This window comes from Bradyrhizobium sp. CIR18 (assembly GCF_014198295.1).
Classification (GTDB): Bacteria; Pseudomonadota; Alphaproteobacteria; order Rhizobiales; family Xanthobacteraceae; genus Bradyrhizobium.
Map to the genome: position 1 here is coordinate 559,574 of NZ_JACIHF010000002.1, position 21,001 is coordinate 580,574.

General features: G+C 63.7%; 20 protein-coding genes. 10 read left to right on the forward strand and 10 right to left on the reverse strand.

Annotated features, from left to right (window positions below; all coding sequences use genetic code 11):
* Nucleotides 1-16 precede the first annotated feature (16 nt).
* Entirely contained in the window at nt 17-943 is a 927-nt protein-coding gene (locus tag GGD65_RS11145) for a quinoprotein relay system zinc metallohydrolase 2 (RefSeq protein WP_183235300.1), read from the reverse strand.
* 126 nt (nt 944-1,069) lie between these two features.
* Here GGD65_RS11145 and GGD65_RS11150 point away from each other — a divergent pair, with 126 nt between their 5' ends.
* Together GGD65_RS11150 and GGD65_RS11155 are read left to right on the forward strand one after the other, a co-directional pair.
* Nucleotides 1,070-1,951, forward strand: a complete 882-nt coding sequence (locus tag GGD65_RS11150; RefSeq protein WP_183235301.1) for a substrate-binding domain-containing protein — start codon at nt 1,070-1,072, stop codon at nt 1,949-1,951.
* Complete coding sequence (locus GGD65_RS11155; protein ID WP_183235302.1) at nt 1,948-2,505, forward strand: PQQ-dependent catabolism-associated CXXCW motif protein; 558 nt, start codon at nt 1,948-1,950, stop codon at nt 2,503-2,505. Before GGD65_RS11150 ends, GGD65_RS11155 begins: the two co-directional genes overlap by 4 nt.
* Nucleotides 2,506-2,637: 132 nt before the next feature.
* On the opposite strand, the gene GGD65_RS11160 is transcribed toward GGD65_RS11155, so the two are convergent.
* The 6 genes from GGD65_RS11160 to GGD65_RS11185 form a co-directional block, all read right to left on the reverse strand.
* Nucleotides 2,638-2,937: a copper-binding protein gene (locus GGD65_RS11160; protein WP_018320714.1), complete on the reverse strand. Its 300-nt coding sequence runs from the start codon at nt 2,935-2,937 to the stop codon at nt 2,638-2,640.
* A gap of 129 nt (nt 2,938-3,066) precedes the next feature.
* Nucleotides 3,067-3,675, reverse strand: a complete 609-nt coding sequence (locus GGD65_RS11165) for a hypothetical protein (RefSeq protein ID WP_018320713.1) — start codon at nt 3,673-3,675, stop codon at nt 3,067-3,069.
* The gene (locus GGD65_RS11170; protein WP_018320712.1) at nt 3,672-4,520 is read right to left on the reverse strand and encodes an ABC transporter permease; all 849 of its coding nucleotides are present in this window, start codon (nt 4,518-4,520) and stop codon (nt 3,672-3,674) included. Before GGD65_RS11170 ends, GGD65_RS11165 begins: the two co-directional genes overlap by 4 nt.
* Nucleotides 4,517-5,323, reverse strand: coding sequence for an ABC transporter ATP-binding protein (locus GGD65_RS11175; protein WP_183235303.1), 807 nt, complete (start codon nt 5,321-5,323; stop codon nt 4,517-4,519). The genes GGD65_RS11170 and GGD65_RS11175 overlap by 4 nt, the downstream gene beginning before the upstream one ends.
* Nucleotides 5,320-6,288, reverse strand: a complete 969-nt coding sequence (locus GGD65_RS11180) for a YVTN family beta-propeller repeat protein (protein WP_161966386.1) — start codon at nt 6,286-6,288, stop codon at nt 5,320-5,322. Before GGD65_RS11180 ends, GGD65_RS11175 begins: the two co-directional genes overlap by 4 nt.
* A gap of 8 nt (nt 6,289-6,296) precedes the next feature.
* Nucleotides 6,297-7,478: an ABC transporter substrate-binding protein gene (locus GGD65_RS11185; protein ID WP_183232123.1), complete on the reverse strand. Its 1,182-nt coding sequence runs from the start codon at nt 7,476-7,478 to the stop codon at nt 6,297-6,299.
* 60 nt (nt 7,479-7,538) lie between these two features.
* On the opposite strand from GGD65_RS11185, the gene GGD65_RS11190 reads away from it, so the two are divergent.
* Nucleotides 7,539-8,111, forward strand: a complete 573-nt coding sequence (locus tag GGD65_RS11190) for a DUF3280 domain-containing protein (protein WP_091966648.1) — start codon at nt 7,539-7,541, stop codon at nt 8,109-8,111.
* Between the two features lie 170 nt (nt 8,112-8,281).
* On the opposite strand, the gene fghA is transcribed toward GGD65_RS11190, so the two are convergent.
* The gene (gene fghA / locus GGD65_RS11195) at nt 8,282-9,127 is read right to left on the reverse strand and encodes an S-formylglutathione hydrolase (RefSeq protein ID WP_183235304.1); all 846 of its coding nucleotides are present in this window, start codon (nt 9,125-9,127) and stop codon (nt 8,282-8,284) included.
* A 74-nt stretch (nt 9,128-9,201) separates the two neighbouring features.
* Nucleotides 9,202-9,822 (reverse strand): response regulator transcription factor, encoded by a 621-nt coding sequence (locus GGD65_RS11200; RefSeq protein WP_018320706.1) that lies wholly within the window; start codon nt 9,820-9,822, stop codon nt 9,202-9,204.
* Nucleotides 9,823-9,964: 142 nt separating this feature from the next.
* Here GGD65_RS11200 and GGD65_RS11205 point away from each other — a divergent pair, with 142 nt between their 5' ends.
* From GGD65_RS11205 to GGD65_RS11220, 4 genes are all read left to right on the forward strand, one after another.
* Nucleotides 9,965-11,323 carry a histidine kinase gene (locus tag GGD65_RS11205; protein ID WP_183235305.1) on the forward strand — a complete coding sequence of 453 codons (1,359 nt, stop codon included), beginning with the start codon at nt 9,965-9,967 and terminating at the stop codon, nt 11,321-11,323.
* 163 nt (nt 11,324-11,486) lie between these two features.
* Entirely contained in the window at nt 11,487-13,958 is a 2,472-nt protein-coding gene (locus GGD65_RS11210) for a TonB-dependent receptor (protein WP_183235306.1), read from the forward strand.
* Nucleotides 13,959-14,069: 111 nt separating this feature from the next.
* Complete coding sequence (locus GGD65_RS11215) at nt 14,070-14,432, forward strand: hypothetical protein (protein WP_092261803.1); 363 nt, start codon at nt 14,070-14,072, stop codon at nt 14,430-14,432.
* Nucleotides 14,433-14,793: 361 nt separating this feature from the next.
* The gene (locus GGD65_RS11220) at nt 14,794-15,201 is read left to right on the forward strand and encodes a hypothetical protein (protein ID WP_183235307.1); all 408 of its coding nucleotides are present in this window, start codon (nt 14,794-14,796) and stop codon (nt 15,199-15,201) included.
* A 65-nt stretch (nt 15,202-15,266) separates the two neighbouring features.
* Here GGD65_RS11220 and GGD65_RS11225 read toward each other — a convergent pair whose 3' ends face one another.
* Nucleotides 15,267-15,842, reverse strand: coding sequence for a nuclear transport factor 2 family protein (locus tag GGD65_RS11225; protein ID WP_183235308.1), 576 nt, complete (start codon nt 15,840-15,842; stop codon nt 15,267-15,269).
* Nucleotides 15,843-15,923: 81 nt separating this feature from the next.
* Between GGD65_RS11225 and GGD65_RS11230 the strand changes: the two genes are divergently transcribed.
* The 3 genes from GGD65_RS11230 (at nt 15,924) to GGD65_RS11240 (ending at nt 20,956) form a co-directional block, all read left to right on the forward strand.
* On the forward strand, nt 15,924-16,877 hold the full coding sequence (locus tag GGD65_RS11230; RefSeq protein WP_183235309.1) for a LysR family transcriptional regulator: 954 nt from the start codon (nt 15,924-15,926) through the stop codon (nt 16,875-16,877).
* A gap of 339 nt (nt 16,878-17,216) precedes the next feature.
* Nucleotides 17,217-17,603: a helix-turn-helix domain-containing protein gene (locus GGD65_RS11235; RefSeq protein ID WP_312017695.1), complete on the forward strand. Its 387-nt coding sequence runs from the start codon at nt 17,217-17,219 to the stop codon at nt 17,601-17,603.
* 527 nt (nt 17,604-18,130) lie between these two features.
* Nucleotides 18,131-20,956 (forward strand): winged helix-turn-helix domain-containing protein, encoded by a 2,826-nt coding sequence (locus tag GGD65_RS11240; protein WP_183235311.1) that lies wholly within the window; start codon nt 18,131-18,133, stop codon nt 20,954-20,956.
* Nucleotides 20,957-21,001 lie beyond the last annotated feature (45 nt).

Below are 21,001 nucleotides of genomic sequence, written 5' to 3' on the forward strand. Positions count from 1 at the left end.
TATCGTAGCGCGCCTGCTACTCCCATTCAATTTCCGAAAATGCTGCAGTTGCGTTTCGGGCATTGTAATCGCCGAACAACTCCCAGCGCGGCCGCTCCTGTGCAGCCGCCTTGTCGGCGGCGGCTCGGATCGGCTCGCCATTCTTGTTCAGCGTGCGCACGTCGGACAACAGCGTTGACAGGTAACGCCGCTCATCGGCCAGCGCGGCAGGCCAGTCGCTCACGGGGCCGTGACCGGGAACGACGCGTTGCGCCGGGATTGTCTCCAATTCCTTCAACGTGTCGAGCCAGCCGCGGATACTGCCGTCCATGACCGGAATGTGGCGAAGAAAGACGAGGTCGCCTGCGAACAGGGTTTTCGTCGTCTCGTCGTACACGGTCAAATCGCTGTCGCTGTGCCCGGTCCGCCAGGCGCGCAAGGTCAGGCGACGCGACCCGAGATCGAGCGTCATCGTGTCCGAAACCAAGAGGGTCGGGGCAACGATCTTCACGGGATCGATCAATTCGCTGCCCATGATGCGGCGAAAATTGTCGAGATAGTAGGGTCCGCGCGTCGCGAGCGCCTGCGGCAGCTTACTGTGACCGACGAAGCTGGTGTCTCCGGCGGCGAAGGCCGCGTTGCCGAAGACGTGGTCGGGATGGCCGTGGGTGTTGATGACATAGCGAATCGGCTTGGGCGTGCGGGCCCGCACCGCGGCCAGCAGGGCCTTGCCTTCGCGGAGGCTGCCGCCGGTGTCGATGACGGCTACGGCATCATCGCCCACGATGAAGCCGACATTGGCAATGTCGCCCTCGTTCTCGCGGGTCATCAGGGCAATGGCCCCGGAGTGTACGAAGATTCCCGGTGCGACTTCGCTCACAGGCAATTCGGCCGCCCCGGCCCGTGCTAGCGTTACGATCCCCAGCAGGGACAAGGCTGCGATCACTCGAGCGATGCGAGACACTTTTCCGCCTCAGTTCAAAGGGTTGCTGCATTGCACTGCAACAAAGCAAAGCCAGCGAAGTCTGGCAAAACATGGCGCGTCATGCGTTGCATGGATAGCATTCAAACAAAACGAGGAGGAAGCGCGATGACGGAGGCCGGACGACATCGTCGCTGGTTGTTTTCACTGGGGGTCCTGGTTGCGTCCTGTGCGTTCGGCGATGTCGCCATCGCACAGACCAGCGACAGCGGCGACCTCTCGTTCGAGCTGGTCGACCCGAACGTGCTGCGCGTCTGCGCCGATCCGCGCAATCTGCCGTTCTCGAACGAGAAGGGCGAGGGGTTCGAGAACAAGCTGGCCGAGCTGTTTGCCGACAAGCTCAAGAAGAAGCTCGACTACGTCTTCTTCCCGCAGGCCACCGGCTTCGTTCGGATGACGCTGGGCGCGCATCGCTGCGACGTCATCATGGGCTTTCCGCAAGGTGATGACGTCGTGCAGGGCACCAATCCCTATTACCGCACGTCGTACGCCCTGGTCGCCAAGGCCGGCAGCGGGCTCGAGGACGTCGATACGCTCGAGGATCCGAAGCTGAAGGGCAAGCACGTCGGCATCGTCGCCGGAACGCCGCCGGCGACCAACATGGCCATTGCCGGCCTGATGAGCGATGCAAAACCCTATCCGCTGATGATCGACACGCGCTACGACAATTCGGCGCAAGCGATGGTCGACGACCTCGCCGCCGGCAAGATCGACGCCGGGGTGCTGTGGGGACCCATGGCCGGCTACTACGCGAAGAAGGTCGGCTCGCTTCACGTCACGCCGCTGGTGAAGGAAACCACGGGGCCGAAGCTGGTCTATCGCATCGGCATGGGCGTGCGTCCCGCCGACCAGAACTGGAAGCGACAGCTCAACAAGCTGATCCAGGAGAACCAGGGCGAGATCAACAAGATCCTGGTCGACTTCGGTATACCGCTGCTCGACGAGAGCGATCGGCCGCTCAGCGCGGAGGCGGCCAAGAAGTCGCCATGAGGCGGCGTCTTGCCGCTGCGCTCGTCGTTGCCGCGTTGGCGGTGCCGGCATCCGCGCAGCAGCAGGAGCCGTTCGAGCCCGAGGGTTATCGCGCCGACAATTATCGCGCACCGGTGCCGGCGACGCTCGTCGGCGCGCGCGTGCTTAACACGGTGCAAGCCGAAGCGATCTGGCGCGCCAGGAGCGGTGCGTTCGTCGACGTGCTGCCGCGCCCGCCGAAGCCGAAGAACCTTCCAGCAAGCACGGTGTGGCGCGATGCGCCGCGCAAGAACATTCCAGGCAGCATCTGGCTGCCGGATACCGGCTACGGCAGTTTGCCGCCGGCGATGGACGATTATCTCCAGCGCGGCCTCGCACAGGCCTCGCGTGGCGACAAGGCCGCGCTGCTGGTGATCTATTGCCTCGCCGACTGCTGGATGTCCTGGAACGCCGCCAAGCGCGCGCAGGCGTATGGCTACACCAACATCGCCTGGTACCCTGACGGCACCGACGGCTGGGAGCGCGCCAAGCTGCCGACGGAAGATGCGCAGCCGGAGCCGCGGCCGGAGCAGTAGACGAGTGAACGCAGGTCTGCTCCCGCGCCCCGCTTGCGGGGAGAGAGTTGGGGTGAGGGGGACTCTCCTCGGGGACGGTGAGAGTTGGACTCGCGGAGACTCCCCCTCCGCAAGCGGGGAGAGGCGAAGCGCCTACTGCTTCTGCAGCTTCGTCAGCGTGCCCGTGCCGTTGTTCTCGGTCGCAGAATAGTTCACCCTGTCGCCGGCATGAACGGCCTCCAGCATCGCGGCGTCCTTGGTTTTGTACTCCTGGAGCGCGCCGGCGCCGCCAGCGCTGCCACCGACGGTGCCCTTCTGCGTCTGCTGGATCGAGATCGTGCCGTTGAGCCGGTCGATCCGCATGACCATTCCGGTCATGTCGTCAGCAAGAGCGCTGGTTGCGAGCATGCTGAGGGCCGCAGCGCCCGCACAGATGAATCTTGTGGTTCCCATCGAGGCCTCCCGACGTCTTGGAGTTCACTTCGACAAGCCATCCTAGATCGATTTGGTTCCGGCAGATAGCAGGGCAAAGGTTAACCGGGCCGATCCGGGAACCCGTGGTGGGCGCCAGCGAGGCGGGCGCTATTCCATTTCCTGCTGGATCACGCGGCCAAGTGCGAACAGGCGCTGGTCGATCGTGGTGGGAACCTCGCAGACGAATCGCACGACCTTGTGACGGTCCTCGAAAATGCGGGTCTTCCAGATCAGTTCGTTGCCGAGCGCCTCGACCTTGGCCTCGTCGCGCGGCGTCGCGCCCTGCAGCGCATGAAGGGCGATCGTCTCCTCGCGAATCTTGTCGGCGGCTTCGCGCTGCTTGCGGCTGACGCGTTCGAGCCCGGCCATCACCTGGGAGCGCTGGGCATTGAGCGTGTCGAACAGGCCGGCGAACAGGAGCTTTGCCTTCGCGGTCTTGTCGGTGGCGGAGGCGGCCAGAAATTCCTTCACGGACTTTTCGGCCTCATCGAGCGGCGTTTTGCGCGCCGATAGTTTTGCGACCAGCGCGCTGACCTTGGCGTCGTCTTTCCATGTGTTCTGGACGTCGTCGAGCGCCGGGCCGGCCCAGACGGCGGCAAGTGAAATCTCCGGCACCTTGGCTTGCGTGCAGGGCCAGTCGGGATAGCGCGGATCGGCCGCGCGCGCGGCCGTGCCCGACAGCGCCAGCGCCACAACAGCCATTGCCAGAACCTTCATCCTTCGCCTCCTGCGGGCCCCCGTCGCGCCAGCCCACGCGAGGGATCATAGGCCAGAATTGCGCCGATCATGAAGACGATTGTGCAAGCCGCGACCACTGCCAGCGAGGCCCAGTTGATTTGCCCGTAGAGTGCAAAGCGTATCAGCTCCACCGCATGGGTGAACGGATTGGCCTCGCACAGATAGTACAGATAAGGGCTGCCCTCCTGCACCCGCCACAGCGGATAGAGCGCGGACGAGGCGAAGAACATCGGGAAAATGACAAAATTCATCACCCCGGCGAAGTTCTCGAGTTGCTTGATGCCGGAGGAGATCAGCATGCCGAGCGAGCCCAGCATCAACCCGGACAGGATCAGCGCCGGCAGCACGGTGAGATAGCCTGACGACGGCGGAGTGATGTCCCAGAACCAGGCGATCAGAAGGAACGCATAGACCTGCAGCAGCGACACCGCGGTGCCCGCCAACAGCTTGCAGAACAGCAGGAACCCGCGCGGCAGCGGGCTCACCAGCAGCGTGCGCATGTTGCCCATCTCGCGGTCGTAGACCATCGAGAGCGAGGACTGCATGCCGTTGAAGAGCTGGATCATCGCCATCAGCCCGGGCGCGATATAGACCTCGTAGAGGATGTAGGTCTCGTAGGGCGGGATGATGGAGATGCCGAGCACCTGACGGAAGCCGGCGGCGAAGATGAACAGCCACACCAGCGGCCGGACCAGCGCCGAGACGAAGCGTTCGCGCTGATGCAGGAAGCGCAACCCCTCGCGCCAGACGATTCCGGTGAGGCAGGTCAGGTACTGCTGGACCGAGAAGCCGCGCGGCACCTCGCGCGTGGTGATGCTGCTCATGCGCCGCCTCCCGGCATGGTTTGCGCGCCGGTCAGGCGCATGAAGGCGGTATTGACGTCCTGCGCGCCTGCCTCGGTGACGACGCGGTTCATCGGCCCCTGCGCCAGCACCTTGCCCTGGTGCAGCACCACGAGGTCGTCACTCGGCATGATCTCGTCGAACAGATGCGTGGCCCAGAGCACGCCGATGCCTTGCTCCGTCACGAGCTGGCGGACCTGGCTGATGATGTCGGCGCGCGCCTTGACGTCGAGGCCGACGGTCGGCTCGTCCAGCAACAGCAGCCGCGGCCGGTGCAGCAGCGCCCTGGCGATTTCCAGCCGCCGCATCTGTCCGCCGGAGAGATCGCGCACCTTGCTGCCGGCGCGGTCAGCGAGCCCGATGCGGCCGAGCAGCTCGGTGCTGCGTGCGGCGGCTTCGCTCCGGCTGATGCCGTGGAGCGCGGCGTGATAGAGCAGGTTCTGCGTCAGCGACAGGTCGAGATCGAGCGTGCGTGGCTGGAACACGACGCCGAGTAGCCGCAGCGCTTCGCCGGGGCTTTTGCTGATGTCGTGGCCGAAAATGCCGACCCGGCCGCTCTGGATGCCGAACAGGCGCGTGATCAGCGAGAACAGCGTGCTCTTTCCGGCGCCGTTGAGGCCGAGCAGGGCGGTGAAGCTCGCCGGCTGCACGTTGAAGGAGACGTCGATCAACGCACGCCGCTGCCCGTAGGCATGACTGACGCCGTCGATCGACAGCGCCGGCACCGCCGCCGCTTCCAGCTTCGGCGCCTCCTGTGGCTCGGGAATCGGAGCTGGGCTGGTCATGGCGCGATCGTGATGCCCCAGGGCAGTTCGCCCACCTGAATCGTCTTGATCACCTTTTGCGCGGCGACGTCGATAACGGAGACGTCGTTCGACACGCCGTTGGTGGTGAGCAGGTATTTTTCATCGGGCGTGAACGCCATATGCCAGACCCGCTGACCGACCAGCAGATATTTCGTCACCTTGCGCGAGGCGACGTCGACGACGGCGATGCGATTGGCGGGGCCGAGCGCGACGAAGGCGGTCTTGTCGTCCTTGGTCATGCCGATGCCGACCGGCTGGATCGCCTCTTTCCGCAGGCCCGGGATCTCGAAATTGACCTTGCCGATCACCTCGTGCTTTTTCGGGTCGATCACCGAGACGGTGCCGCCGATCTCGGAGGAGACCCACACTTCGGAAGCGTCGTGCTTGAACTCGGCAAAGCGCGGCCGCGCATCGACCAGCACGTTGGCGACGATCTGGCGCGACGCCGTGTCGATGAAGTGCGCCATGTTGGTCGTTTCCGACGTGTTGATCAGCGTCTTGCCGTCGGGGCTGATGGTCATGCCCTCGGGCTCGACGCCGACCTGGATGTCGCCGAGCCGGGCGCGCTTCTCGAGGTCGATCACGGTCACCGTGTTGTCGTTCTCGTTGGCGACATAGAGGATCTTGCCGGCCGCATCCTGGGCGAACAATTCCGGGTCGGGGCCGGAGGGTAGGCTGTCTACCACGGCTTGCGTCTTGGCGTCGATCACCTGGATGGTGTCGTCGTCGCCGACGGCGACCATCACGAACTTGCCGTCGCGCGTGAAGTCGATGCCGCGCGGGCGCTGGCCGACCTTGATGGTCTTGGTCACGGTCCAGCTCTCGGTGTCGATCACCGTGACCGTATTGCTCTTCTCGTTCGAGACATAGGCGATGAATGCATGGGCGGGCGCTGCCGCGAGCGCCAATCCGGACAGGAGCCCCACACGCCACATGCGCAACATCTGCGTTCTCACTTCAGCTTGCATTTGCTCTCCGGACGATCGTAGCCGAGCGTGTCGAGCTCGGAGACCTGGTGCAGGAAACCCTCCTGCGGCGAGACCGACACCACCATGCGGCCATCGACCAGCAGGATCGGCTGGCGCAATTGCCAATTCCAGTCGCGCAGGGTCAGCCGCGTGCCCTTGAAGGCAGCGACCGAAAAATCCGGGCCCTTGATGAAGTCGGTGACTTTCTTGACGTCGCCGGAATTGGTGCGCGAGGTCGCTTCGCCGATCATGCGGGCTGCGGTCCAGGCCTGCATGTCCAGCGCGGTCATGCGCCGCGAGTTAAGCTTGACGAAGCGGTTCTGCATCTGGATCGCGCCCCACTGGTCTTGCGCGGCGTCCCAGCTTCGCGGCACCAGGCCGGCCGAGCCTGCAACAGGGCGGGGATCCCAGGTGCGATAGGGCAGATAGGCGCCGAACACCTCGCTCTCGTCGGCGGCGACCAGCACGTCATAGGCAGGCGCGCCTTGCGTGAACACGGGCATCTGGCGCTGGATCAGCGTCACGCCGCTATCGGTGCGGCGCGCGCCGCCTTTGTCCTCGAAGGTTTTTTCCTGGACGATCTTGGCGCCGAACCGCGCGGCGGTGCGCCGGAGCGCATCGGCAAACAGCTTGTCCTCGTCATGCGAGCCGACCACGAGCAGCCAGCGCGACCACTTTTTCCAGACCAGATATTGTCCGAGCGCATCCGCCAGCATCGCCCGTGTCGGCGCGGTGTGGATGACGTTGGCACGGCAATCGGCCTCGCGCAGCCGCTCGTCGATCGCGCCTGCGTTGAACAGAAGTGTGCCGCGGTCGCGCAAGGCGTCCGAGACTTTCAGCAGCGCGTCGGCCGGCAGGTCGGTGATGATGAAGCTGTTCTTCTCGGCAAGGGCAGCCGCAGCCTGGACGACGTCCTCGCCTTCCTTGATGCGGCGCTCCTCCAGCGCGAACCGCTGGCCCAGGAATTTACCGGTGGTGTTGTTGTCCTCGATGGCGAGGCGCGCGCCGGCGACGCCGTCATTCTCCGCGGGCTGCTCGACCAGCGACAGTGTGGATCTGGTGCCGGCGAGGCCGAGATAGCCGACGCCGATCAGGGCAGGCTCCGCCGCGAGCGCGCTCGTCGCGGCAAGACCTAAGCCAATCAGGCCGACCAACCATCGGATCATGTTTCCTCCGAACGATCTCCCCGGCTTGACCGCAGGTGGAGAATTGTCTCTGCTTCGAGCATGACCGATTTGGCAGGGCATGCAACCCCGCATTTCGTCCCTGCGCGCGCGAGGCCTGGAATCACGATCATGCGAGCATTGATGATGATCGCCGCTTTGCTGTTGACGCCTTCGCTCGCGCGCGCCGATCCACCGAAACTGGCCGTGTTCGATTTCGAGCTGATCGACACCAGCCTGCCAGGGGAGTTCTACGGCTCCAGGCCCGAAGAGGCACGGCTCGTGCTCATCAGCGAGCAGCTGCGCAAGGAATTGACGGAGTCCGGCAGGTTCCAGGTGCTCGACATCGCGCCGGTCAGGGATGCCGCCCGTCACGCCAACTTACAGGCCTGCGGCGGCTGCGATCTCAAGCTCGCCGGCGAATTGGGCGCTGACCTCGAGATCACCGGCATGGTGCAGAAGGTCTCGAACCTGATCATCAATCTCAACATCTATTTGCGCGACGTTAAGACCGGCAACATGATCGCCGCCGCCAGCGCCGACATGCGCGGCAACACGGATGAAGCCTGGACCCGCACGATGAGCTATTTGATCCGCAACCGGCTATTGGCGCCGAATTACGGCAAGCGGGAGTAGGATATTCTCTCAGCGAATTGGGAATCGTAGGGTGGGCAAAGGCGCACTTGCGCCGTGCCCACGATCAATCAATGATTCGAGAGAAATCGTGGGCACGCTTCGCTTTGCCCACCCTACGATACTGCGCGCGCGGAGAGATACCCCTCATCACGAGGGGAGAAGAAAGCCGATCACCCCTTCAGCTTCTCCGCATGCCAGTGCAGATGGTCGCCCATGAAGGTCGAGATGAAATAATAGCTGTGGTCATAGCCTGCCTGACGGCGCAGCGTCAGCGGGATGCCCGCCTTGGTGCAGGCGGCTTCGAGCAGCTCCGGCTTGAGCTGTTCTTTCAGGAAATTGTCGGCCTCGCCGACATCGACCAGGAAGCCGGGAAACTTCGCGCCGTCCTCGATCAGCGCCACCGTGTCGTGGCCACGCCAGGCGTCCTTGTTCGGTCCGAGATAGCCGGTCAGCGCCTTGGTGCCCCAGGGCACCAGCGAGGGCGCCACGATCGGCGCGAACGCGCTCGCGGCGCGATAACGGTGCGGGTTGCGCAGCGCCACCGTCAGCGCGCCATGGCCGCCCATCGAATGGCCCATGATCGATTGCCGCTTGGCGTCGACGGGAAAATTTCCCGCTATGAGCTTCGGCAACTCGTCGGTGACATAGCTCCACATCCGATAGTTGCGCGCGAAGGGCTCCTGCGTCGCGTCGACATAGAAGCCGGCCCCTAAGCCGAAATCATAGGCGTTGTTGGCGTCGCCCGGCACGTCGGCGCCGCGCGGTGAGGTGTCCGGCGCGACGAAGATCAGGCCGAGCTCGGCGCAGGCTTTGCGGAATTCGCCCTTCTCGGTGACGTTGGCATGGGTGCAGGTGAGCCCGGACAGATACCAGACCACCGGCAGCTTGGCGCCGTCGGCATGCGGGGGAACATAGACCGAGAACACCATGTCGGTTCCGGTCGCCTGGCTCGCATGGCGATACACGCCCTGCACGCCGCCGTAGGATTTGTTGGTCGAGACAGTCTGAATCGTCATGCCTTCACTCCGTGGCATCTCACCACATCAATATTGCAACGCTTGTGTGACCGAATTTGTGGCAGCTGCCTGCGTCAGGCAACACCGCTGTCGATCGCCAGCCGCACCAGCTCGACCGAGGTCTTCACCCCGAGCTTCTGGCGCATGATGGACGAGGTGTTGGCGACCGTCTTATAGGACGATTGCACCAGCCAGGCGATCTCGGACAGACTTTTGCCGGCGCTGAGCAGCCGCAGGATCTCCATCTCGCGCGCATTCAGCTTCGACAGCGGGCTTTGCGCCAGCGTCGGTCCTGCGAAGGCGATGCTGCGCGCGATCGCGCTCGGCAAATACGTGCCGCCGCCGCCGACGGCGCGGATCGCCTCGACGAGGTCGTCGGGGTCGCCGGTCTTGGAGACGTAGCCCTTGGCACCGCACTCGATCGCGCGTGCGGCAAAGGCCGGGTCGTCGTTCATGCTGAACATGATGATGCGGGCCTCCGGCGCGCGCTCGAGGATGCGGCGCGCGAGCTCGAAGCCGGAGACGGTCGGCAAATTGATGTCGATGATGCAGAGGTCGGGGCGTTCGACGATGAAGACGCACTCGCCGTCTTCGGCGTCGGCGGCCTCCAGAATCTCGATCTCGCCCTCGTCGGCCAGCACGGCACGGCAGCCGGAGGCGACAATGGGATGATCGTCGACGATCAGAATGCGCATAGGCGTTTCCTTGTGACAGCGTCGGCCTGTTTCGCGCCCGGCCGGGATTGCTGTACGCTTCCGATTAGATATCGGGCGCTTCGCCGCTGTCAACGTCATCGGACAGCGGCAGGCGAGGCTTCGCGAGGCACGGGCGACACCAATGTGGCAGAATCTATCCTTGCGCGGGCGCATCAACCTCTTGCTGGCGCTGCTGCTGGCGCTGGGGCTCGCCGTCAATATCGGCCGCCAGGTCGCGGAAGCAGGTCCCCGCGTGCAGGCCGAGGATCAGAGCGTGATCCGGCTCGCCCGCGAATTCATCGAGATGATCGTTGCCGATCTCAACGAGGCGCCAGATCCGGATGCCAGGCTGAACCAGATCGCGCGCGATCTCAGCCGCCTGCGCCATGTCAGCATCACGCTTCGGGACACCGGAGGCAATGCGCAGACGCCGCCCCGGCTTGACACTGACGCCGACACGCGCGGGCCGCCGGCCTGGTTCGTCAGCCTGGTCCATCCCGAGCAGACCGCGGTGAGCGTGCCGGTCTCGATCCGTGGTAAGCCCGGCTCGCTCCTGATCACCTCGCATCCCGATGACGAGATCGCGGAAATCTGGGACGGCATCGTGACCCAGCTCGAGGTCGGCACGGCGATCGCGCTGGCGCTGTTTTTCCTGATGATGAAAGTGGTCGGCCGGGCGCTGGCCCCGCTGCAGTCTCTGGCCGAGGCAATGGGGAAGCTCGAAGGCGGACATTACGAGGCCCGCGTCGCACCGGGCGGCGCGCCGGAGCTCGCTGCAATCTGCACCAAGCTCAACCACCTTGCCGCAACCCTCGGTGAGGCGGTCGAGGACAAGCGGCGCCTCGCCGAGCGGGCGGTGTCGCTCCAGGACATCGAGCGCAAGGAAATCGCGCGCGAGCTCCACGACGAGTTTGGGCCGTATCTGTTCTCGCTGCGGGCGCATGCCGGCGCGCTGGCGAAGCAGGCGGATGGACGCGTCCCGAGTGCGGAGGCGGTGCGAAAACACGGCAGCGCCATGCTGGAGCAGATCAACGCGCTGCAGCAGTTCAACCGCCGCGTGCTGGAACGGCTCCGGCCGGTCGGCCTTGCCGAGTTCGGGCTGCGCCAGGCGCTCGAATCGCTGTCGCGGCTGTGGCGGGAATCGCATCCCGATGTCACCATCGAGACCACGATCTCGCCGTCGCTGGGGGTCACCGGCGAGACCGCCGACCTCACCATCTATCGCATCGTGCAGGAGGCGCTCACCAACGTGTTCCGCCACGCCGGCGCGACCTCGGTCAATGTCGTCATCGAGCCGGCGCAGCAGACGGCGCAGGACGGCCGCTTTTGCGCGCGGGTGCGGGTCAGCGACAATGGCCGCGGCATGGAGCCGGGCCAGAAGCTCGGCTTCGGCCTCGTCGGCATGCGTGAGCGGATTCTGGCGCTGGGCGGCACGCTCAGCGTCGTCTCCGGCGACGGCGGATTGACCGTGGAAGCGCTGGTTCCGACCGCGGCCGCCTGACCGCTCCCGAAGCGATCGGGAATAATTCCCGATTTCGTCGGGAAAACGGGAGCCGATATTGCCCGACCTTTTGTGGCTGGCGCGCGATCGGCCGCCGAATACACTCGTTCCGACCAATCGGCGAAAATCAAAACAGCCGGTGGTCACGGATGGGAAGGCGGGGATGGGCAAGGTTCTTTCGTTCAGGCGTCGTTTGTTGATGGCCTCAGTGTCGACCGGTCTGGTGTCCGGGGTGGTCTTGGCGGGCCCCGCCGGCGCCGCGCAGGACGAGGAGACCAACGTCCAGAATCTGCCGCCGGTCGAAGTGGCGGCGCCGCCGCCGTCGGTGGCGAGGCGTACTGCGCCGGTGCGGCCGGTCGCGCATATCGGAGCGGCCTCGTCTGCCAGTCCCCGGACCCGCATCTACGTCTATCCGACCGCGCCGGGCACCGGCAGGGGTCTCGATGTCGACAAGGTCCCGTCGGCGATCAACGCCGTCGATGCCAGCCAGATCAAGCGCACCGGCTCGCTGAACGTCACCGACGCGCTGCGCGACAACATCGCCGGCGTCAACATCACCGAGGTCACCGGCAATCCGTTCCAGCCGGATGTCGAATTCCGCGGCTTCGTGGCTTCGCCCGTGACGGGCACGCCGCAGGGCCTCGCGGTGTACCAGAACGGCGTCCGCATCAACGAAGCCTTCTCGGACGCGGTCAATTGGGACCTGATCCCGACCGCCGCCATCAGGTCGGTGACGCTGGTGACCAACAATCCCGCCTTCGGCCTCAACGCGCTGGGCGGCGCCATCAATTTGCAGATGAAGGACGGCTTCACCTATCAGGGCGCCGAGATCGACGTGATGGGCGGCTCGTTCGGCCGCGTCCAGGGCTCGGCGCAATGGGGCAAGCAGGTCGACAAGAACTACGGCGTCTATGCCGCGCTCGAAGGCCTGCGCGACAACGGCTTCCGCAATTTCTCGCAATCAACCGTGCGGCGCTTCTACGGCGACGTCGGCTACAAGGCCGGCGACAGCGAATTCCACGCCAATATGGGCGTGGCCAAGAACGATTTCGGCGCCAGCGCCACCGTTCCAGCCGAGCTGCTCGACAAATATTGGGGCGCGACCTACACCACGCCGCAGACCACCTCCAACCGTGTCGGCTATCTCAACCTGACCGGAAAGGTCGATCCGACGCCGGCCTGGACGCTCGAAGGCACCGCGCATGTGCGCAGGTACGAGCAGAAGCTCGTCGACGGCAATCCGACCGACGTGCAGGAATGCGCCGCCTTGGGGCTGTTGTGCTTCGGCGATGATACGACGCCGGCGAATGGCACCAACGGCGCGCAGCTCGTCAATCCGTATCCGTTGGGGACCATCCTTGGCGAGATCGACCGGAGCACGATCCGTTCGACCAGTTTCGGCGTGTCAGGGCAGGCCACCAACACCGATCAACTGTTCGGGCATGACAATCGCTTCGTGATGGGCGCGACTTACGATGCCAGCGTGACGCGCTACAACGCCACCGCCGAGATCGGCTCGATCGGTGAAAACTACGTCGTCAGCGGCAGCGGCCTCTTCCTGGGGCCGACCGGTCAGCCGGAAACAGTTGCCGGTCCGGTCTCGCTGCGGACCGTCAACCAATATAACGGCCTGTATGCGATGGACACGTTCAACGTCACGGACGCCTTCGCCATCACCGGCGGCGGCCGTTTCAATGTCGCGCGCATCAAGCTGGAGGATCAGCTCGGAACCGATCTCAACGGCGATCACACCTTCACCCGCTTCAATCCGGTGATCGGGGGCACGTACAGGATCACGCCGGGGCTGACCGCCTATGCCGGCTATTCCGAGGCCAACCGCGTGCCGACGCCACTCGAGCTCGGTTGCTCCGATCCAGCTCGGCCCTGCCTCATTGCGGCGTTTCTGGTCTCCGATCCGCCATTGAAGCAGGTCATATCCAGGACCGTCGAAGCCGGCCTGCGCGGCACCAAGGAGCTGAACATCGGCACGCTCGGCTGGAAGATCGGCGGCTTCCGCGCCACCAATAACGACGACATCGTCGCGATACCCGCGGTCGGACGCACCGGCTTCGGCTATTTCTCCAATGTCGGCCGTACCAGGCGGCAGGGCCTCGAGGCCGAGGTCAACATCAAGTCGCCCACGCTCCAGTTCCAGGCGAGCTATGCGTTTGTCGACGCGCGCTTCCTCGATCCGCTCGAGCTGGGCTCCGAAAGCCCGTTTGCCGATCCGGCCACCGAGACCATCCGGGTCTCACCCGGCAACCAGATTCCCGCGATCCCGCGCCACCGCATCAAGGTCGGCATCGACTATGCCGTGACCGACGTCTGGAAGGTCGGCGGCAACGCGCTGTTCGTCTCCAGCCAATACCTGGTCGGCGACGAATCGAACCAGTTCGCGAAGCTGCCGTCCTATACCGTGTTCAATCTCCACACCTCCTACCAGGTGACGAAGAACATCCAGCTCTATGGCAAGATCGACAACATCTTCGACAAGCGCTACGCGACCTACGGACAGTTCTTCGACCGCGAGGCCCTGCCCAACTTCACCAACGGCGGCGCCGAGTTCACCGACCCGCGCTCGCTGAGCCCGGCGAGGCCCCGTGCGTTCTACGCGGGGATGCGGGTGACCTTCTAGGCGCGGGTGCCGTATCCAAGGCCAGCGGCGAAGCATCGGCTCCGAGTGCCGCGGCCGGAGCCAGCGCCTCTTGTTCCGCTCGCTGAGCTTGCAGAATATCCCGCCTCCGGCATGATGGGCTCGGAGGCTCGCTTTGCTGTGGCGTTGAAGAATCCGGATGCCGTCGCTGCTATCGTTTCAGCACTTCGGCACGTCTACGGTGACGAGGTCGCGCGACTTATGCTCGTCGAGGGCATGAGCCTCGCCGACCTGATCGATGCGATGTTTTCTGCGCCTTTGACGCATCGCGAGGCCGTTCGCGATATCACCGACGGATTGGACGATTTTGTCATTTCACCGGACCTGGGTCCCATGTGGCACCTCAGGTACATCTATGGAGACGAGCCCGGCTCTCTGCACGTCGTGGACATGGAGATCGCCACGCCGAATGGCACGCTGGCAAGCAGAGACGTCTGGCTTCGTCTGGTCTCCTAGAGAGGTCGCCCTTGGACGGTTTGGCCCGGCGGCTGCGTCGTCTTTACCAACCGGAAACCATGTCAAATGATCTGAAAATTTTAATGCAACTGCCTGGCTGTCTCCGCGTCAGTTCGTCGGAGGGCCCGTGTGATGACAGAGCGCCAATTGAGAGAGCAGGAGTGCCAGATCGCGCGTTATCGGCGCTTGGAGCGGGAGGTGACGGATCCGCTTGCCGCGTGTCTGCTTCACGGCATCGTCGAGGAGCTCGAAGCCGAGCTGCGCAAGGACAGGCCGGATTGGCACGGGCCGCGCGATTAACGGTTCCTTAGCGCTAATCATGCGGATTATCGTGCGGGAATGGCCAAGGGAGACTGCTCCCATGCTGAAGGACGGCACATATGCGGCGTGGTACAAGACGCCGATCGACCAGGGCACCGGGATCGTCCATGTCGCAGACGGGCAGATCTGGGGCCGTGACAGCCTGATGACGTATCACGGCTCGTGCCGGGTCGATGGAGATCGCTTCACCGCCACCGTATCAACGAAGCGTCATACCGACGGGCGTGCGACGGTCTTCGGCGGGGAAGACGAGCTCACCCTGGACATCGAGGGAAACTGCCCCGGCAAGATCGCGACTTACACCGCGACGGCCCAACAGGTGCCCGGAATGATCCTCCAGGGCACGCTCATTCTGACCGAACAGCAGCCGCCGGCAGATGAACGAACCGAGCAGTTCCCGGCATTCAATCCCGACAAGCTGCCAAAGCTGCCGAAGCGCTCGCGCTGAAAATTCTCTATCGCGACGCGTGACGTCACGAGCCAGCTGGCAGGCCGCTCCAGCGAGGTGAGGGATCATTTTTCCTCCGGCCAGCCCCGGGCGAGTATCGCGGCTTGTTGCAAGGTGATGCTTCGGACCAGCGGATCGGCATGACGGTGCACGAGTTGCCAATCCGTGCCATCCTTGCGGTAGACCTCGGTCACGCGCAGCGACCAGTCTTGAGCCGGCAATCCGCCCACTTCGGCCCGCTGGTGTTCGATCATGACGAGAACGACGATCGCGTCCGATGCATAGGTTTGCAAGACATCGAGCTCGGTTTCGCCTTCCCTGAAGTATCGCGACAGGTCGGCCAGGCGTCTGGGGCTTGCGTCGAATCCGCGACTGGCAGGCCCGCCGAAGGGCTGCATCAACGTGAAATCCGGCGCGATGCGGACGAGCTGGAGCCAGCGATCCATGTCGCCGCGCATGAAGGCGGCATTTTTCGCGCGGGCACGTTCGATGAGGCTCGCTATCGCGTCTTTTGCGACGGCCTCATCGGCTGAAAGCTGAACGGACAGCGGAATTGCAGCCGTGGCGGCCATCATCGAGCGCCGCGACATCTTCTCCAGCCGGTCCGGCCAATTGTTCACGCCGGGCGGTCTCTGGGTCATTTCACGTCTCCTGGTCGAACGACGAACGACCCATCCATGAGACCTTGAACTTGATGAATCCAGCGATATGATTTCAGCATCATGCTGAACCAAATTGATCTATCCAGGATCGATCTGAATCTCCTCGTGCTCTTCCGCGTTGTTCTGGAAGAACGTCATGTCGCGCGTGCTGCAGGCCGGCTGAACCTGACGCCGTCGGCTGTCAGCCATGCTCTTGGCCGGCTCCGTCTCCTGCTGAACGACCCGCTGTTTCTGCGGACACCAAAGGGCGTCGTTCCAACGGCGCGGGCCTTGGAGCTCGAGGAGCCCGTGACCGAGATCATCGCGCGGATCGAACAGCTGATCGGCTCGGCTGCACCGTTCGACCCCGCGAAGAGCCGCCGCCGGTTCACGATTGGCGCCCCCGATGCCGTACTGGTCTCGACATCCGTTCAGCTCCTGCGATCGATCGCGACTGCGGCCCCCCATATCGACCTCGCCCTGATCCACCTGATGCCTGCGCCACGCGGCGGCGCGATCGGGGAGCCCTGGCACCAAAGCCTCGATATGCTCGAAAGACGCGAGCTCGATGTCGCATTGCTGCCGCTGCCGACGGTATCGCCGCGATTCGAGGCGCGCAGGCTCTACGACGAGGATTTTGTCCTGGCCATGCGCAAGGGGCATCCTCTCGCAAAAGCGCCAACCCGTGGTGCATTCTCGCAATCACAGCATCTGCTGGTGTCTCTCAGTGGTGAAGCGCGCGGTTTCGTCGATCAGATGTTGGCCAAGCGCGGCCTCGAGCGCCGCATCGCCTTGACTGTCCCGAATTTCATGATGGCGCTCGTCCAGCTTTCAGGATCTGATCTGATCGCAGCATTGCCGCGAAGATTGGTGGAGCACCACGCGGGCCGTTTCGGCTTGGTGTTCGTCGAGCTGCCTTTTGCGCGTAAACCGGATGCGATCCGCGCGATCGCAACCAAGGCAGCAATGAGAGATGCCGGCATCGCGTGGCTCATGCGGGTCGTGGTCGGCGCAATCGGAGCAGGTCGGCCCTAAAGCCGCCCCTCTGACGCCGAAAGGTCTTCATTCGACGCCGAAAAGTGACGTTATTGCGTCTGCCGATCCGCGCCTTACCGAAGAGCAGGGTTGGAGGTTTACCTAACGAAGAGAGCAACCAGCAATATGGCGACCGGCAAGAGCCCGAAACAGGTCACAATAATCGCAAAGACCGTCTCGTTCGCGAAAGTCTGTCCGAGATGCCGACGCATGAGCGATGTGCTCCAGCTTAACACAGCTTCATTTGCGGCCGAAGCATGCGCCAGCTAAACACAATCGCGAGCGAAGACAATGGTGGCGAAAATGGCCGGAGAAATCTCAAACAATTCAGATGCAGCAGTGACGAAGCGCGAGAAGCAATCGGCTATTGTCGGCAGGTTGTTGGTGACGTGCTTCGTGGCGATGCGCAGCGGCTATCCTCGCAAGCACCTCGGCGCGGTGTTTGAAGAACTTCTGGTTGCGATGATGATTCGCGTGAGCGACGAGCTCGGCGCTCCGCCGCGTACGGCCTCCGACGTTTCCAAATATCTCGGGCTCCCGCGCTCGAACGTCCGGCGCTGCCTCAACGCGCTGATCAGCGAAGGCGTGGTCCGCAAGGTGAATGAGCACGGCCATACGGGCGAGCTGGACTGGCTCGCGTCGCGGATCGATGCGGAATATTTCGTCAAGATTCGGAGCGCGATCATCGCTGCGGCTGACGAGTTGAAGGCGCTGGACGCTGCATGACGCGGAACGCGCCGGCCTGTAGATCGGGGTGGGCCTTTCCGTGCTTCTTCAATCATATCGATACTGGATGTGGCCACGCGCTTTTGGCTGCGAAGCCCAATTGCAGGTGTCCGGTCGTTCGACGGGTTTGACACCGCAATTCCGCATTCTGCTACTGAAACCTCGCTTCTCAAACCGCTCGCCGCCCGTCATTGTGCGGCCGCAGCAATCATCTCGGGAGCAGCATCAATGTCGGACAAGCTCTCGCGTCTGCGACAAATCGCGCGACCTAATTCGTGCCAATAAAGAAGAATTACGCTCCAGTGATTGATAGCTCCGTATATTCGTACCGGCTGAGCACTGGCCAGAACCGATGATCCTGCTTCGATCCGAATGTCCTCCGATCCTGGTTCCCAGGGTCGGATCAATCGTTCTCTGCGCCCACGACACGTTGTTGGGTTGCTGCCGCCGGAAGGTCAGCGCTCGCTCGGCGCCTTCGCTGAGCTGCCGACCGATCGATCATCAGGGCGCTGAGGGCTGGGCAGGCGATGGCGGGTCCGGAAATCACGTTTGGACCGTTTCGTTTCAGCTTGGCCAGACGCTTGCTGTTGCACGGTGAGACTCACGTCAGGCTCGGCTCGCGCGCGGCCGCGATTCTGGGCGCCTTGCTGGAAGCTCCGGGTGAGCTCGTTTCAAGGGCCGTGCTCTACGATCGCGCATGGCCCGGGCGAACCGTGACCGAGGACAACCTGAAGGTTCAGATCTCCGGCCTGAGAAAGGCTCTGCTTGAATACGGAGACCTGATCCGCGCAGAGGCGTCCTTCGGCTACCGCTTCGTCGGAGACGTCGGCGTCTATCACCCATCGAAGCGCCGATCGCGCGCGCCCGGCGCGATGCATGCGCCGATCGGCCGCGCCGCGGTGATCGGCGACATCAGCGAGCTTCTGCAGAACGACCGGCTCGTCACCATCCTTGGGCCCGGCGGCATCGGCAAGACGACCGTCGCGCTTGCCGTGGCGAGCGAGCTTGAGAAATCCTATTGCGACGGAGTCTGCCTTGTCGAGCTCGACCGTATCACTGACGGAAGTCAGATCTATGCGGCCGTCACCGGCGCGCTTGATCTGCCGGTTCAGATGGCTGCAAGTCTCGATCAGGTCCTGCTTGCCCTTCATGGCCGGCGTCTGTTGCTTGTCCTGGATTCCTGCGAGCATGTCACCGAGAGCGTCGCGCTCCTCGTTGAAAGCGTGCTCAGCGGCACCCGCGACGTCCATATTCTGGTGACGACCCGCGAAACCCTGCGGATCGAAGGCGAACTTGTCTGGCGTCTCGATCCGCTCGAAACCCCGCCGTCGTCTGTTCCGGTGACAGCCGGAAACGTTCAGGATTATTCATCGGCAGAATTGTTCACGCGAACCGTCTGCCGGAGAACGCCAAACTTCGCGATCGATGATACCGTCGCGGCCGCGATCGCGGATGTTTGCCGGCGCCTCGACGGGATGCCCCTGGCGATCGAACTCGCGGCGTCGATGGTCGACGTCCTCGGCATCGAAGAGGTTCGTCGCCGGCTCGACGAACGATTCTCCCTGCTCTGGGTGGATCGTCGGACCGCAATTCCGCGTCATCGCTCGCTCGCCGCAACGATCGACTGGAGCTACAATCTTCTTCCCAAAAGGGAGCGGGTGGTGCTCGGGCGCCTCTCCATTTTTGCCGGGCCTTTCACCCTCGGTGCTGCAATTGCGGTTGCAGGCGATGACGATCTGGACATGGGAGGTGTCCGCGAAGCGGTTGCCGCATTAGCGAGCAAGTCGTTTCTGAGCCTCGATCATCGGGCCGCGCCGCTGGAATATCGCTTGCTGGAGACCACCCGGGCCTACGCCACTCGGGCATCGGACGCGGCAGACGATCGGGAACGGGTGCACGAGCGCCATGCGCGCTATTTCCTCGACATGCTGGAGCGGAGGGATTGGGATGCCTGCGATTCCGTCGCGGACAGTGCACAGCTGCGTGGTTACATCGACGAGGTTCGCGTCGCTCTCGATTGGGCGTTTTCCGTCAAGCCCGGCCTCGGAATAGCGCTGGTTCTTGCAGCCGAACGTCTATGGCTCGAGTTCACCTCACTCGCGCAAGGCGTTCCTCATCTGGAGCTGGCGTTGCGCTTTGCCGACAGCAGTCCCGATGTCGGACCCGCCGTGAGATCTCGCGTGCTGGTCGCGCTCGCGGCGGCGCAGGTCTATGTACCGGGTCTTGAGGGTGCGAGCCTCTACGAGCACGCCTGGCGCGCAGCACAAATCGCGCGCGACGATCTCCTGGAGATGCGGGCGCTCTACGGCATCATCCAGAACATGCTCCTGACCAGGCGTCCCGCCTCGCCCTACATCGATGCGTTCGCGGCGGTATGCAGGAGATCGAACGATGCCGTGATGTCGAGGCTTCTCCTGCGCTGGTCCGCCTTCCAGGCCTTTGAGGCCTCCGATATGACGCTGGCGCACCAGAAATTCGAGGCGTTCTTGAATGACCGATCGGCGATCCCCCGGAGAGTTTCGCTCTATTTCGGCGGCATCGACTCGATCATCTCCTGCAAGGTCGGGCTCGGGCTTACGAAGTTCTATTTGGGTTATCCCGATCAGGCGCGGTCTCTGCTGGCATCTACCGTCAGCCAAGCGGAAAGCCAGGGCCACGTGACGACCCTGTACTTCGTGCTCGCGCAGGGAGCTATCTGGGCTCATCTTGCATCTGGCGATTTTCAACGTGTCAGACTCTATCTGCGGAAGCTCGAAGCTGTGTCCAGCCTCTATCGTCCATGGCGCGTTCTGGTCGATGTCTTTCAGGCTCTTCTGATCCGCGAGGAAGCCCGTGACCTGGAAGCGGCAGAACGCAGCCTGACCCACAATCTGCAGGACAGATTCATCCTGAAGACAGGGACGCTTCATCCGACCCTTTGGGTTGAGCTCGCGGATACGCGACGCAGGCTGGGCGATCTGGATGGGGCGGAGGCTGCGGCAAAGCAGGCAATGACACAATGTCTCGGTGATCGGGACGGCCGACTCATTGGACGGCATCACCCCGTCCTCGCAAGGATCCTGATGGCGCGGAATCGGCCGGGCGATCTGAGCGCCGCAAGGAGCCTGTTCAGGGGCGCGATCGAGTTGACGCGCGCTCAAGGTATCTATTTCCATGAATGCGATGCCAGTGTCGGTCTCGCCGAACTGGAGTTGATGGCCGGACGGGCGGAAGTCGCGCACGCCGTGCTCAAGGAGCTGTTGGGGCGTCTCGGCGATCGAGAGTGTGTGCCCGGACTTGACCGGGCACGCGAGATTCTTGACGAGCCCACAGCGGGGTCGATCGCCCGGCGGCAGATTGCCCGCTTGTCCTGAAGGTAAATTCAGCAATCAGGTTCAAGCGCTCGCCGCGGGCTCGCT

What these genes read in the sequence shown, in the direction of transcription:
- GGD65_RS11190 (WP_091966648.1), top strand. Translation starts at nt 7,539, where the DNA reads ATGACCGATTTGGCAGGGCATGCAACCCCGCATTTCGTCCCTGCGCGC.
- GGD65_RS11155 (WP_183235302.1), top strand. Translation starts at nt 1,948, where the DNA reads ATGAGGCGGCGTCTTGCCGCTGCGCTCGTCGTTGCCGCGTTGGCGGTG.
- GGD65_RS11170 (WP_018320712.1), bottom strand. Translation starts at nt 4,520, where the DNA reads ATGAGCAGCATCACCACGCGCGAGGTGCCGCGCGGCTTCTCGGTCCAG.
- fghA (WP_183235304.1), bottom strand. Translation starts at nt 9,127, where the DNA reads ATGACGATTCAGACTGTCTCGACCAACAAATCCTACGGCGGCGTGCAG.
- GGD65_RS11240 (WP_183235311.1), top strand. Translation starts at nt 18,131, where the DNA reads ATGGCGGGTCCGGAAATCACGTTTGGACCGTTTCGTTTCAGCTTGGCC.
- GGD65_RS11205 (WP_183235305.1), top strand. Translation starts at nt 9,965, where the DNA reads ATGTGGCAGAATCTATCCTTGCGCGGGCGCATCAACCTCTTGCTGGCG.
- GGD65_RS11220 (WP_183235307.1), top strand. Translation starts at nt 14,794, where the DNA reads ATGCTGAAGGACGGCACATATGCGGCGTGGTACAAGACGCCGATCGAC.
- GGD65_RS11230 (WP_183235309.1), top strand. Translation starts at nt 15,924, where the DNA reads ATGCTGAACCAAATTGATCTATCCAGGATCGATCTGAATCTCCTCGTG.
- GGD65_RS11175 (WP_183235303.1), bottom strand. Translation starts at nt 5,323, where the DNA reads ATGACCAGCCCAGCTCCGATTCCCGAGCCACAGGAGGCGCCGAAGCTG.
- GGD65_RS11185 (WP_183232123.1), bottom strand. Translation starts at nt 7,478, where the DNA reads ATGATCCGATGGTTGGTCGGCCTGATTGGCTTAGGTCTTGCCGCGACG.
- GGD65_RS11165 (WP_018320713.1), bottom strand. Translation starts at nt 3,675, where the DNA reads ATGAAGGTTCTGGCAATGGCTGTTGTGGCGCTGGCGCTGTCGGGCACG.
- GGD65_RS11215 (WP_092261803.1), top strand. Translation starts at nt 14,070, where the DNA reads ATGATGGGCTCGGAGGCTCGCTTTGCTGTGGCGTTGAAGAATCCGGAT.
- GGD65_RS11180 (WP_161966386.1), bottom strand. Translation starts at nt 6,288, where the DNA reads ATGTTGCGCATGTGGCGTGTGGGGCTCCTGTCCGGATTGGCGCTCGCG.
- GGD65_RS11225 (WP_183235308.1), bottom strand. Translation starts at nt 15,842, where the DNA reads ATGACCCAGAGACCGCCCGGCGTGAACAATTGGCCGGACCGGCTGGAG.
- GGD65_RS11210 (WP_183235306.1), top strand. Translation starts at nt 11,487, where the DNA reads ATGGGCAAGGTTCTTTCGTTCAGGCGTCGTTTGTTGATGGCCTCAGTG.
- GGD65_RS11200 (WP_018320706.1), bottom strand. Translation starts at nt 9,822, where the DNA reads ATGCGCATTCTGATCGTCGACGATCATCCCATTGTCGCCTCCGGCTGC.
- GGD65_RS11160 (WP_018320714.1), bottom strand. Translation starts at nt 2,937, where the DNA reads ATGGGAACCACAAGATTCATCTGTGCGGGCGCTGCGGCCCTCAGCATG.
- GGD65_RS11150 (WP_183235301.1), top strand. Translation starts at nt 1,070, where the DNA reads ATGACGGAGGCCGGACGACATCGTCGCTGGTTGTTTTCACTGGGGGTC.